Here is a 13,240-nt window from a genome sequence, read left to right on the forward strand (position 1 = left end):
TCCAGAGGCTTACAGATTTTGTAATGATTTCCGGCTGTAGGAAAAGTCCCATCTACCTGTACGCTCCAAGGCCTTCTTTCTTTCAGGACCTGCATGAACACCCTCTTGGAGCCCCCCGGTTATCCTTACTCCTCGCGCTACCACGCGTTCTTGATGCACGCGAAACACCCGGTCTTCCGAATCCCGAACGTCCTTGCCTCTGCAACCCCACGGCCTCCGCGCCGCACCTTGCCGTGCCCGGCATTCTGACAATCACTGAAGAGAGCGAGACGTTTTCATGGAATGGATAGCTGACCCCACCGCCTGGCTGGGCTTGTTGACCCTGATCGTGCTGGAGCTGGTGCTGGGCATCGACAACCTGGTGTTTATCGCCATCCTCGCCGACAAACTGCCGCCCGAGCAGCGCGACCGTGCGCGAATCATCGGCCTGTCCCTGGCCTTGTTGATGCGCCTGGGCCTGCTGGCGAGTATTTCCTGGCTGGTCACCCTGACTCAGCCGCTGTTCGAGGTGTTCGACAAGAGTTTCTCCGGCCGCGACCTGATCATGCTGTTCGGTGGTGTGTTCCTGTTGTTCAAGGCCACCATGGAATTGCACGAACGTCTCGAAGGCCATGTCGGCGAGCGCTCGTCCAACACGGCTTACGCCCTGTTCTGGCCGATCGTGGCGCAGATCGTGGTCCTCGATGCCGTGTTCTCCCTGGACGCGGTGATTACCGCCGTGGGCATGGTCGATGAGTTGGCGGTGATGATGATCGCGGTGATCATCTCCATTGGCCTGATGATCGTTGCCAGCAAACCGTTGACCCGATTCGTCAATGCGCACCCGACGGTGATCATGCTCTGTCTGGGCTTCCTGATGATGATCGGCTTCGCCCTGACCGCCGAAGGCCTGGGCTTTCACATACCCAAGGGCTACCTGTACGCGGCCATCGGCTTCTCGATCCTGATCGAAGTCTTCAACCAGATCGCCCGGGCCCGGCGCAAGCGCTCCATGCAGGGCCTGCGGCCAATGCGTGAACGCACGGCCCACGCGGTGATGCGTTTGCTCGGTGGTCGCAAGCTGGCGGCAGAGGAAGTCGGCGAGGAAATCGCCGATATGCTGGACAACGGTGAAGTGCCCGGCGGCGAGCTGTTCGACCGTCGTGAACGGGTGATGATCAGCGGCGTGTTGCAACTGGCCGAGCGACCGATCCGTACCCTGATGACCGTGCGCGCCGACGTCGATCATATCGACCTGGCCGACGATGCCGAGACCATTCGCACACGGCTGATGCATTCGTCCTACTCGCGCCTGCCGCTGATCCGCGACGGGGCGGTGGATGAGCCATTGGGTTTCGTGCATAAAAAGGAACTGCTCAAGGAATACCTGGCCGGCAACGAACCCGGCCTGGAGGACCTGGCGCGCAAGACCATCAACTTGCTGGACAGCTACTCGATCCTCAATGCCCTGGAACAGATGCGCAAGGCCTCGACCCACATTGCCTTCGTGGTCAATGAGTTCGGCGACTTCGTCGGCGTGCTGACCATGACCGACATTCTCGAATCGATCGCTGGCGAACTGCCCGATGCTAGCGAAATCGAAGGTCCGGATGTGGTCGAAGAGCAGGGCGGGTTTGTGGTCAGCGGTGCGTTGAACCTGGCGCGGGTGCGCCAGCGCACCGGCTTTGCGGCAGAACCGACCGACGACTACCAGACCCTTGCGGGACTGGTGGTGAGCGTGCTGGATCGGCTGCCGATGATCGGTGACAGCCATGAATGGGAAGGCTGGCGATTGACGGTGATGGCGGTTGAAGAGCGGCGGGTGACAAGGGTGTTGCTGGCACCTGTCGGCGGGTAAATCTGCGCCGCTTGTGAAGGCCCCTTCGCGAGCAAGCCCCCTCCCACATATGACCGAGTCTTACTGGCGAACGCGGTCAAATGTGGGAGCGGGCTTGCTCGCGAATGCGACCTTTCAAACGACGCATGCCGCAGGTCAGAGCGCCAAATGTGAACCTGATACCCGCCCTGCGTAGCCATCGGTAGCGTTTCCAGATTGTGGTTTCGTAACATCCTTTTCCTCGTTTCTATCCATCACCCTGTTTCCCAACACTTTTCAATCTCCCCAACATTCCCCGCACATCCTATGGCACACTTTCTGCTGCTTATTCCGTTGTTACATACCATGTTCCGGCATAGCGGAATACACATCATCCTGGAGTGCTTGCCATGCATCGTCGACCTTCCTTGTTCAAAGCATGTGTTTTTCTCTTCGCGGCTTCGGCTGCTGCCGTTGGGGTTGCCCAGGCTGCAGATAACAAGCTCGACAGTGTGCTGGCCCGCGGGAAGTTGATCGTCGGTACGGGCAGTACCAATGCGCCGTGGCACTTCCAGGGCGCGGACGGCAAGTTGCAGGGGTTCGATATCGATATCGCGCGGATGGTCGCCAAGGGCTTGTTCAACGATCCGAGCAAGGTTGAGTTCGTGGTGCAGTCGTCCGATGCGCGGATTCCGAATCTGCTGACTGACAAGGTCGACATGAGTTGCCAGTTCATTACCGTGACCGCCAGCCGGGCGCAGCAAGTGGCGTTTACACTTCCGTACTACCGCGAAGGTGTCGGCTTGTTGTTGCCCGCCAACAGCAAGTACAAGGAGATTGAAGACCTCCGGGCCGCCGGCGACGACGTGACCGTAGCGGTGCTGCAGAACGTGTATGCCGAAGAATTGGTGCACCAGGCGTTGCCCAAGGCCAAGGTCGATCAGTACGACAGCGTGGACTTGATGTACCAGGCGGTAAATTCCGGCCGTGCCGATGCTGCGGCGACCGATCAGTCGTCGGTCAAATACCTGATGGTGCAGAACCAGGGGCGCTATCGCACCCCGGCGTACGCATGGAGCCCGCAAACCTACGCCTGTGCAGTCAAGCGCGGCGATCAGGACTGGTTGAATTTCGTCAACACCGCCTTGCATGAAGCCATGACCGGCGTTGAATTCCCGACCTACGCGGCGTCGTTCAAGCAATGGTTTGGTGTCGATCTGCCCACCCCGGCCATTGGTTTTCCCGCCGAATATAAATGATCCCGTGGGAGTGGGGCGCCCATGACGCGCCCCGCTCAAGGTATTGCTGACCATGAACTATCAGTTGAATTTTGCCGCCGTGTGGCGCGATTTCGATACCTTGCTGGTGGGGCTCGGCCTGGGTCTGCAGCTGGCGCTGGTGTCGATCGCCATCGGCTGCGTGATCGGCCTGTTGATGGCGTTTGCCTTGCTGTCCAGGCATCGCGCGTTGCGGGTGCTGGCGTCGGTGTATGTGACGGTGGTTCGCAATACGCCGATCCTGGTGTTGATTCTGTTGATCTACTTCGCCTTGCCGAGCCTGGGCATTCGCCTGGACAAGATCCCGTCGTTCATTATCACCCTGTCGCTGTATGCCGGGGCTTACCTGACCGAAGTGTTCCGCGGCGGGCTGTTGAGCATTCCCAAGGGGCAGCGCGAAGCCGGGTTGGCCATCGGACTCGGTGAGTGGCAGGTCAAGGCCTATGTCACGGTGCCGGTGATGTTGCGCAATGTGCTGCCGGCGCTGTCGAACAATTTCATTTCGCTGTTCAAGGACACCTCGCTGGCGGCGGCGATTGCCGTGCCGGAGCTGACCTATTACGCGCGCAAGATCAATGTCGAGAGCTACCGGGTGATCGAGACCTGGCTGGTGACCACGGCGCTCTATGTGGCGGCCTGTTACCTCATTGCCATGCTGCTGCGTTACTTCGAGCAACGCCTGGCGATTCGCCGATAGGAGGTCCCATGTACGAATCCCCCAGTTGGTTGCATGAGTTGTGGGTGGCGCGGGAAGTGCTGTGGCAGGGCTTTTTGACCAGTGTGCAGGTGTCGGCCCTGGCGATTGTGCTGGGCACGATGGTCGGCATCGTTACCGGTCTGGTGCTGACCTACGGCAAGTTCTGGATGCGCGCACCGTTTCGGTTTTACGTCGACGTCATTCGCGGCACGCCGGTGTTCGTTCTGGTGCTGGCCTGCTTCTACGTGGCGCCGGCGCTGGGTTGGCAGATCAGTGCATTCCAGGCGGGTGCGTTGGGGTTGACGCTGTTCTGCGGCTCTCACGTGGCCGAGATCGTGCGCGGCGCCTTGCAAGCGTTGCCCAGCGGCCAGATGGAAGCGAGCAAGGCCATCGGCCTGACGTTCTTTCAATCTCTCGGTTACGTGCTGTTGCCTCAGGCGCTGCGGCAGATCTTGCCGACCTGGGTCAACTCGTCCACCGAGATCGTCAAAGCCTCGACCTTGCTGTCGGTGATCGGCGTGGCCGAGTTGCTGCTCAGCACCCAGCAGATCATCGCCCGTACCTTCATGACCCTGGAGTTTTACCTGTTCGCCGGTTTGCTGTTTTTCGTCATCAACTACGGCATCGAATTACTCGGCCGGCACATTGAAAAGCGGGTGGCCCTGCCATGACTCAAACTCAACGCTCCAATGCAACAGACCCCAGGGCGCAAAACGGCCAGCCCCTGCTGGACATTCGTGGCTTGCACAAACAATACGGCCAACTCGAAGTGCTCAAGGGCGTCGACCTGACCATGCAGCGCGGCAACGTCGTGACGCTGATCGGCTCCAGCGGCTCGGGCAAGACCACGCTGCTGCGCTGCGTGAACATGCTCGAAGAGTTCCAGGGCGGACAGATCCTGCTCGACGGCGAATCCATCGGTTATGACGAAGTCAACGGCAAGCGCGTGCGCCATCCAGAGAAAGTCATCGCCCGTCATCGGGCCATGACCGGCATGGCGTTCCAGCAGTTCAACCTGTTTCCGCACCTCACGGCGTTGCAGAACGTTACCCTCGGGTTGCTCAAGGTCAAGAAGCTGCACAAGGACGAGGCGGTGACCCTGGCGGAAAAATGGCTGGAGCGGGTCGGGCTGCTGGACCGCCGTGACCACTACCCCGGTCAGTTGTCCGGCGGCCAGCAACAGCGCGTGGCGATTGCCCGGGCGATTGCGATGAACCCGAGCCTGATGTTGTTCGACGAAGTGACCTCGGCCCTCGATCCGGAACTGGTGGGCGAAGTGTTGAACGTGATCAAGGGCCTGGCCGAAGACGGCATGACCATGCTGCTGGTGACCCACGAAATGCGCTTCGCCTTCGAGGTGTCGGACAAGATCGTGTTCATGAATCAGGGGCGGATCGAGGAGCAAGGGCCACCGAAGGAATTGTTCGAGCGCCCGCAATCACCACGCCTGGCGGAATTTCTCAAGAACACGCGGTTCTGATTTTTTTTAAAAACACCTTCACTTGCAAATCAGGAGAAACACTCATGAGCATTACTCGTTACGGCACCGGTAGCACCGCCGCTGGCGGTCAGCCTCGCCCTTTCGCCCGCGCCGTTGAAGCCGATGGCTGGTTGCACGTTTCCGGGCAGGTGCCGGCGGTGGACGGCGAGATCATTACTGGCGGCATCGCCGAGCAGACGCACCAGACCATGAAGAACCTGGTCGCGATTCTCGAAGAGGCCGGTTATGGCTTGGAAGATGTGGTGCGTGCAGGCGTGTGGCTGGAGGATCCGCGGGATTTCACGAGTTTCAACAAGGTCTTCTCTGAATACTTCAAACCGGAACACGCCCCGGCTCGTGCCTGCGTGCAGGCGAACATGATGGTCGACTGCAAGGTCGAGATCGACTGCATCGCCTACAAGAAAAAGGCCTGAGATCTGCGGTGAGTTCTTCGCGGGCAAGCCTCGCTCCTACAAACGACGATTACCTGTAGGAGCGAGGCTTGCCCGCGATGGCGGCCTCACGGTCGCCGCTACACCCTGGGTAAACTCCCGGCCAAATTGAATGGGAACCTGAAGACATGATCGAAGACACCATCAAGCGCCGGGCGCGCGGTCTGGACCGGGCGTTCGATATCCTCGATTTCCTCAAGGAGATCGGCCAGCCCCTGCGCCCGAATGAAATCGCCAGTGGCATCGGCAGTCCGAAATCCACGGTGTACGAGCTGGTCGCCTCACTGCTCGAACGGCGCATCCTCGAGCCCGTGGGCAAGGACGGGCACGTCTACCTTGGCCGTCAGCTGTACTTCCTAGGGCAGGCTCATTTGCGTCATTTCGACCTGACCCGCGAGGCTGATCACGCCCTTCAGGAGATCGTCAGCCAGACCCATGAAACCGCGCAGATGTGCCTGCTTAACGGGCGCAAATACACGGTGGCGCTGATGAAGGAGGGCGAGCGGCATTTTCGCATTTCCTCGGACATCGGCGAAAACGCGCCGATCCCCTGGACCGCTTCCGGGCGCTTGCTGCTGGCGCACCTGAGTGACCAGGCCATCGTCGACCTGATCGACCCTGACGACTTCATCCTGCCCAACGGCGAGCGTTTGCCGCTGGAACAATTTTTCAAGGAAATTCGTCAGGCCGGCATCGATGGGTTCTTCTCCTTCGACAGCGTCGCCGACACCTTCACCCATTGCTTCGCCGCCCCGGTCAAAGACCCCGCCGGCGTGGCCATCGCGACCCTGTGCATCGTCGCCCCCCGGGCCGATGCCAGGAACAACTACCATGACTATCGCCGGGTGCTGATCGCCAGCGCCAACAGCCTGGCCCGTCGCATCAACGAATAACCGAGGCTGCTCGCGGCCGCGAATGTGAGGAGTTCGACCATGTATTCTGCCAAAAATACTGCCGCCGTGGAGAAGGGCTTTGCCCATACGGGTGCCAACCTTGTGCGCGACGTCAGCCTGCCGGCGCTGGTGCTGCATCGCGAGGCGCTGGAACACAACATTCGCTGGATGCAGGCGTTTGTCAGCGACAGCGGCGCGGAACTGGCGCCCCACGGTAAAACCAGCATGACGCCTGCGCTGTTCCGCCGCCAACTCGACGCCGGTGCCTGGGGCATCACACTGGCCAGCGCCACTCAGACCCGTGCGGCTTACGCCCACGGAGTGCATCGGGTGTTGATGGCCAACCAGTTGGTCGGCACGCCGAACATGGCGCTGATCGCCGACCTGCTGGCGGACCCGGCGTTCGACTTTTATTGCATGGTCGATCACCCGGACAACGTCGCTGACCTGGGCGCGTATTTCGCCTCCCGCGGCGTGCGCCTGAATGTAATGATCGAGTACGGCGTGGTCGGTGGTCGTTGTGGTTGCCGCAGCGAAGGGGAAGTACTCGCGCTGGCCAAGGCCATCGCCGCGCAACCGGCCCTGGCGCTGACCGGGATCGAAGGTTACGAAGGGGTGATTCACGGTGATCATGCAGTGACGGGCATCCGTGAGTTCGCCGCTTCCCTGGTGCGTCTGGCGGTGCAACTGCAGGACAGCGGCGCGTTTGCCATCGCCAAGCCGATCATCACCGCCTCGGGCTCGGCCTGGTACGACCTGATCGCCGAATCCTTCGAAGCCCAGAATGCCGGCGGACGTTTCCTCAGCGTGCTGCGTCCCGGCAGCTATGTGGCGCACGACCACGGTATCTATAAAGAAGCGCAGTGCTGCGTGCTCGACCGTCGCAGCGACCTGCACGAAGGCCTGCGTCCGGCGCTGGAAGTCTGGGCGCATGTGCAGTCGCTACCGGAACCGGGGTTCGCGGTGATCGCCCTGGGCAAGCGCGACGTGGCCTACGACGCCGGCCTGCCGGTGCCGCTGTTGCGCTATAAGGCCGGTGTGTTGCCGGCGACGGGCGATGACGTCAGCGCCTGCAAGGTGACGGCGGTGATGGACCAGCATGCGTTCATGACGGTGGCGTCGGGGGTCGAGTTGCGGGTGGGGGATATTATTTCCTTTGGTACTTCCCATCCGTGCCTGACGTTCGACAAGTGGCGTATCGGGTGTCTGGTGGATGAGCAGTTGCATGTCATCGAGACCATGGAAACCTGTTTTTAAGGCTCCAGACCGAGGCGCGGCCATCGTCGGAATGCCGCCCAGACCAAGCCCGCTCCCACAGGTTCAGTGTTCTGCGCAAATTCGCGGACAAACACAAACCCTGTGGGAGCGTGCTTGGTCTGGGCGGCATTCCGACGATGGCGTTCTGACAGACAACAACGAACCCCCAGAGACCCCACAACATGAGCACCATCAACACCCTCGGCCCCCACACTCCACGCATCGCCCTGATCGGCGAATGCATGATCGAATTGCAGCAACGCGCCGACGGCAGCCTGCAACAAAGCTTCGGCGGTGACACCTTGAATGCGGCGGTCTATCTGGCCCGGGAACTGGGGGAGGGCGGCGCGGTGGATTACGTCACGGCCTTGGGCGACGACAGTTTCAGCGACGCCATGTGTCAGGGCTGGGCTGACGAAAACATCGGCCTGGGAATGGTCCAGCGCTTGCCCGGGCGCTTGCCCGGCCTGTATTGCATCCAGACCGATGCGGCCGGCGAGCGACGATTTCTGTATTGGCGCAACGAGGCGGCCGTGCGCGATTGCTTCACCACCCCGGCCGCGGCACCGATCCTGGCGGCGCTACCGGATTACGATATTCTGTATTTCAGCGGCATCACCCTGGCGGTACTCGGTGCGCAGGGGCGGGAAAAGCTGCTGGCCACCTTGATCGAGGCCCGGCAACGGGACGCGCGGATCGTGTTCGACAACAACTACCGGCCGCGCTTGTGGGCCTCGGTCGAGGACGCGCGCGTGGCCTATCGCAGCGTGCTGCCGTATGTCGACCTGGCGTTGCTCACTGTCGACGATGAGCAGGCGTTGTTTGGTTTTGCCGATTGTGCGGCGGTGTTTGCCGCTTACGAGCAGGTCGGCACGCCGGAGGTGGTGCTCAAGCGCGGTGCCGAAGCGTGTCTGATTCGCTGTGGTGGCGAGTCGTTTGAAGTGCCGGCGCAGCAGGTCGAGCGGGTGGTGGATACCACGGCGGCGGGGGATTCGTTCAGTGCGGCGTATTTGGCCAGTCGGCTCAAGGGTGGGAGCCCGGCCGAGGCAGCCGAGGCCGGGCATCGGTTGGCGAGTCGGGTGATTCAGGTGCCGGGGGCGCTTATCCCGAAGTAAAGGGTGAATGGCCGCTGGCTGCGCCATCGGTTCGCGAGCAAGCCCGCTCCCACACTCGATCGTCAGTGGACACAGCATTTGTGACACCACCGAACCCATGTGGGAGCGGGCTTGCTCGCGAAGGGGCCCTCAAGCCAACCAATCAATCCCGATAAAACACCTGCACCAGATGATACCCAAACTTGCTCTTGACCGGCCCATGCACCACCCGCAGCGGTTTTTTGAAGATCACCGCATCGATCACGCCGACCATCTGCCCGGGCCGCACTTCACCCAGGTCGCCGCCGCGCTTGCCGGACGGGCAGGTCGAGTACTTCTTGGCCAGCACATCGAACGCTTCACCCTTGGCGATGCGTTGTTTGAGCTGTTCGGCTTCTTCCGAGGTTTTCACCAGAATATGGCGGGCTTGAGCTTTCATTGGAGGTACCTTGTAACGGTGATGGCTATGTTGATGCCAGCGGGGGGGCGCGCGATTATGCCTGATCTCACTCGGGTCGACCGATCATCGTGCGAATCTTGTTGGCCAGCAATTCGATGGAAAAGGGCTTGGCCACCATGTCCATGCCTTCTTCAAGGAAACCCTGGCGTTCGGCAGCCTTCTCCGCATATCCGGTCATGAACAGCACTTTGAGATCAGGCCGGTGCTGACGGGCGATTTCCGCCAGTTGCCGTCCATTCATGCCCGGCAGCCCGACATCGGTCACCAGCAGATCGACCCGCAGGTCGGATTCGAGCAAGGGCAGTGCGGTATTCGCGTCTTCGGCTTCATGGGCGTCATAACCCAACTCGTTGAGCAGGTCGAGCACCAACATGCGCACCGCCGGATCGTCTTCCACCAACACCACGGTTTCACCGGCAATCGCCGCTGGCGCCTCGCTGGTGACCGGCGACACGTCAGGGTCCGGCACTGCGAGGTGCAACCGCGGCAAGTACAGGCGAACACTGGTGCCCTGGCCCGGCAGGCTGAACAGGCTGACATGGCCGCCGGACTGCTGGGCGAAACCGTAGATCATCGACAGCCCGAGACCGGTGCCCTGGCCGATGGGCTTGGTGGTGAAAAACGGATCGAAAGCCTTGGCCAGGACCGACGGCGTCATGCCGGTACCGTTGTCGCTGACGGCGATCATCAGGTAATCCCCGGCCTTGACCGGCTCCAGGGTGGTGAGGTCGCTGCTGTCGAGGTATACGTTGGCGGTTTCGATCAGTAATTGGCCGCCATCGGGCATCGCGTCCCGGGCGTTGATCACCAGGTTGAGCAAGGCGTTTTCCAACTGACTGACGTCGGTGCTGACCCGCCAGATTTCCTCGGCCAGTTGCAGTTTGAGCTCGATATGGTCGCCTTTGGTGCGGCTGAGCAGGTCTTCCAGGGAATGGATCAGCTCATTGGCATCGAGCGGTTTGCGGTCCAGCGACTGGCGCCGGGAAAACGCCAGCAACCGATGGGTCAAGGCGGCGGCGCGGTGAGCCGAAGACACCGCCGCCTCGGTGAAACGGCCGATTTCCGCGGCGCGCCCTTCGGCGATGTAACGCTGCATCAGGTCGAGGCTGCCGATGATCCCGGTGAGCATATTATTGAAGTCATGGGCGATGCCGCCGGTGAGCTGGCCCACCGCTTCCATTTTCTGCGCATGGCGTAGCGCCTCTTCGGCGCGTTCGCGTTCGAACATCTCGTTGAGCAGTTTCTCATTGGCTTCGGCCAGTTGCCGGGTGCGGGCGCTGACGCGTTCTTCGAGGGTTTCATTGAGATTGCGCAGGGCTTCTTCGGTCTGTTTGCGCTCGGTTTCGTCGATCACGAAGATGTAGAAGCCATTTACCGCGCCATCCGGACCGTGACGTGGCAGGTAATTCATCAACGCCTGACGGATGCTGCCATCGCGATGGGCGGCGCTGATGCTGAAGCAGCAGGCTTTTCCCGACAGTGCCTCGGCGATGTATACGGCACGCAGTTTGTAGGCTTCTTCGCCCAGTACCTCGCGAATCGTCCGACCATAGAGTTCCTGGGGTGTCAGACCGTACCAGTCGAGGTAAGCGGCGTTGTTCAGGCGAAAGCGCTCGCTGCTGTCGACGTAACTGATCAGGATCGGCATCGCGTTGATGATCAGTTGCAGCTCGGTCTGGCTCTGGCGCAAGGCCTGCTCGGTGAGTTTGCGTTCGGTCAGGTCCAGGGCGGCACCCAGGAAACGGATCGGCCGGCCATGGTGGTCCTTGTAGCAACGACCCCGGGCGAACACCCAGCGCAACTGGCCGTCTGGCTGCAGCAGGCGGTATTCCTCGGCATATTCGGTGCCGTGGGTAATGGAATGCTTGATGCTGCGGGTGACCATGGCGCGGTCTTCCGGGTGTACCGCATGCAGATAGTCACTGATGGGCAACTGGCTGGCGAGCAAGGGGTCGACGCCGTGCAACTGAGCGAAATGGGTGTCGGCAATGAAACGGTCTTCGCTGATGTCCCAGTCCCAGGTGCCGACGGCATCGGTGGCGGCCAGGGCCAGTTGCAGGCGCTCCTCGGTTTCATGCTGGGCCTTGAGGCTGGCCGCCGAGCGCTGTTCCAGTTCCAGCGCGATGCGTCGACGCTCGTTGGTTTCGATGGCGGTGACCAGAATCCCGGCCACCTGGGCGCTTTCATCACGGATGGGGCTGTAGGTCAGGTCCAGCCAGAAGTCGGAATCATGGCCATCGCGTTGTAAGGTGAAGCGCTGCTCGCTGTAGGTGCGCACTTGTCCTTGTAGGACAGCGCTGTAAATCGGGTCGGTAAAGTCTTTGAGTTCCGGCCAGATCTGGTGCGTGGGTTGTCCGAAAGCGTGTGGATGCTTGCTGCCGGCCAGCAGGGCGAAGCCATCGTTGTAGATCTGCGTGAGTTGCGGCCCCCACAGCAACAGCATGGGCATCGGCGAATGAATTACGATGTCCACGGCGGTGCGCAGGCTCTGTGGCCAGGTACTGGCGGTGCCCAGCGGCGTGCATGTCCAGTCCAGCCTGGCGATCAAGGCCTGGGCATCGCTGCCGGTCGGTGATGGGTTCATCAAATTGTCCTGCACTAAGTCGGTGAGGCGGCGTCTACTATCCTTGCATGGCGGTAGACGCTGTATGACCTGTTTTGGGTCATTTTTATCCATTGAATGCTTCGCGGATGCTTTTTGCCATGGAAATCGATGCATTGTTGAAGGTCCTGGCCCACCAGGATGGCTCCGATCTTTACCTGTCCACGGGCGCGCCACCCTGTGCACGGTTCGATGGCGTGCTCAAGCCCCTGTCCGATCAGCCGTTCAAACCCGGGGAAATTGCCGCCATTGCCGCGTCCATCATGGACGCCGAACAGCGTCTGGAGTTTGATCGGGAACTGGAGATGAACCTGGCGATCTCGTTGGCGGGTATCGGGCGCTTTCGGGTCAATATCTTCAAGCAGCGCAACGATGTGTCCATCGTGGTGCGCAACGTCAAACTCGACATTCCGCGCTTCGAAGACCTCAAGTTGCCTTCGGTATTGCTCGAAGCGGTGATGCTCAAGCAAGGCCTGATGCTGTTCGTCGGTGCGACGGGCTCGGGCAAATCAACTTCGCTGGCGGCACTGATCGACTATCGCAACCGCCACAGCAGCGGCCATATCATCACCATCGAAGACCCGGTCGAGTACATCCATCGGCACAAGAAGTCGATCATCAACCAGCGTGAGGTCGGCGTCGATACCCGCAGTTTCCATGCCGCACTGAAAAATACCCTGCGCCAGGCGCCGGACGTGGTGCTGATCGGCGAAATCCGCGACCGCGAAACCATGGAGCATGCGCTGGCGTTTGCCGATACCGGCCATCTGGTGATCTCGACGCTGCATGCGCACAACGCCAATCAGGCACTGGACCGGATTATTAATTTCTTCCCCGAAGAACGTCGCGCGCAACTGCTCAATGACCTGGGGAATAACCTCAAGGCCTTCGTTTCCCAGCGGCTGGTGCCGACCCGCGACGGCCACCGCCGGGCTGCGGTGGAGGTGATGCTGGGCTCGCCGACGATCGGCGACCTGATCCGGCGCAACGAGTTTTCCGAACTCAAGGGGATCATGGAAAAGTCGCAGGACGCGGGGATGCAGACCTTCGATGGTGCGCTTTATGCGTTGGTCATCGAAGGAGCGATCGATGAGGAGGAGGCGCTCAAGCATGCGGATTCGGTGAACAACTTGCGATTGCGCTTGAAGTTGCACGCCGAAGCGTCACCGGGGCTCCATGCCCCTCCCGGCGAATGGGGACTGATGGACTGACCCGTACCCTGTAGGAGCCAGG

The 13,240-nt window shown here is 60.9% G+C and carries 12 protein-coding genes; 10 read left to right on the forward strand and 2 right to left on the reverse strand.

What is annotated here, in order from left to right; genetic code table 11:
- Positions 1-277 precede the first annotated feature (277 nt).
- From PMA3_RS12305 to PMA3_RS12345, 9 genes are all read left to right on the forward strand, one after another.
- Positions 278-1,837 (forward strand): TerC family protein, encoded by a 1,560-nt coding sequence (locus tag PMA3_RS12305; RefSeq protein WP_064677405.1) that lies wholly within the window; start codon positions 278-280, stop codon positions 1,835-1,837.
- Positions 1,838-2,205: 368 nt separating this feature from the next.
- Positions 2,206-3,054, forward strand: coding sequence for a transporter substrate-binding domain-containing protein (locus PMA3_RS12310; RefSeq protein ID WP_064677406.1), 849 nt, complete (start codon positions 2,206-2,208; stop codon positions 3,052-3,054).
- Between the two features lie 52 nt (positions 3,055-3,106).
- A complete protein-coding gene (locus PMA3_RS12315; protein WP_064677407.1) occupies positions 3,107-3,769 on the forward strand; it encodes an amino acid ABC transporter permease in 663 nt (220 codons plus the stop codon).
- Positions 3,770-3,777: 8 nt separating this feature from the next.
- Positions 3,778-4,440: an amino acid ABC transporter permease gene (locus PMA3_RS12320; RefSeq protein WP_064677408.1), complete on the forward strand. Its 663-nt coding sequence runs from the start codon at positions 3,778-3,780 to the stop codon at positions 4,438-4,440.
- A complete protein-coding gene (locus tag PMA3_RS12325; RefSeq protein ID WP_064677409.1) occupies positions 4,437-5,249 on the forward strand; it encodes an amino acid ABC transporter ATP-binding protein in 813 nt (270 codons plus the stop codon). Before PMA3_RS12320 ends, PMA3_RS12325 begins: the two co-directional genes overlap by 4 nt.
- Positions 5,250-5,293: 44 nt before the next feature.
- Complete coding sequence (locus PMA3_RS12330) at positions 5,294-5,683, forward strand: RidA family protein (RefSeq protein WP_064677410.1); 390 nt, start codon at positions 5,294-5,296, stop codon at positions 5,681-5,683.
- Between the two features lie 146 nt (positions 5,684-5,829).
- Complete coding sequence (locus tag PMA3_RS12335) at positions 5,830-6,594, forward strand: IclR family transcriptional regulator (protein WP_064677411.1); 765 nt, start codon at positions 5,830-5,832, stop codon at positions 6,592-6,594.
- Positions 6,595-6,633: 39 nt separating this feature from the next.
- Positions 6,634-7,851, forward strand: a complete 1,218-nt coding sequence (locus PMA3_RS12340; protein ID WP_064677412.1) for an amino acid deaminase — start codon at positions 6,634-6,636, stop codon at positions 7,849-7,851.
- A gap of 182 nt (positions 7,852-8,033) precedes the next feature.
- A complete protein-coding gene (locus PMA3_RS12345; protein WP_064677413.1) occupies positions 8,034-8,966 on the forward strand; it encodes a sugar kinase in 933 nt (310 codons plus the stop codon).
- Positions 8,967-9,108: 142 nt separating this feature from the next.
- On the opposite strand, the gene PMA3_RS12350 is transcribed toward PMA3_RS12345, so the two are convergent.
- Together PMA3_RS12350 and PMA3_RS12355 are read right to left on the reverse strand one after the other, a co-directional pair.
- Positions 9,109-9,384 carry a peptidylprolyl isomerase gene (locus PMA3_RS12350; protein WP_028622750.1) on the reverse strand — a complete coding sequence of 92 codons (276 nt, stop codon included), beginning with the start codon at positions 9,382-9,384 and terminating at the stop codon, positions 9,109-9,111.
- Between the two features lie 67 nt (positions 9,385-9,451).
- Complete coding sequence (locus tag PMA3_RS12355; RefSeq protein WP_064677414.1) at positions 9,452-11,989, reverse strand: PAS domain-containing hybrid sensor histidine kinase/response regulator; 2,538 nt, start codon at positions 11,987-11,989, stop codon at positions 9,452-9,454.
- 119 nt (positions 11,990-12,108) lie between these two features.
- Here PMA3_RS12355 and PMA3_RS12360 point away from each other — a divergent pair, with 119 nt between their 5' ends.
- On the forward strand, positions 12,109-13,218 hold the full coding sequence (locus tag PMA3_RS12360) for a PilT/PilU family type 4a pilus ATPase (RefSeq protein ID WP_064680686.1): 1,110 nt from the start codon (positions 12,109-12,111) through the stop codon (positions 13,216-13,218).
- Positions 13,219-13,240: the final 22 nt, after the last annotated feature.

The sequence above is a fragment of the Pseudomonas silesiensis genome, from assembly GCF_001661075.1.
Taxonomy (GTDB): Bacteria; Pseudomonadota; Gammaproteobacteria; order Pseudomonadales; family Pseudomonadaceae; genus Aquipseudomonas; species Aquipseudomonas silesiensis.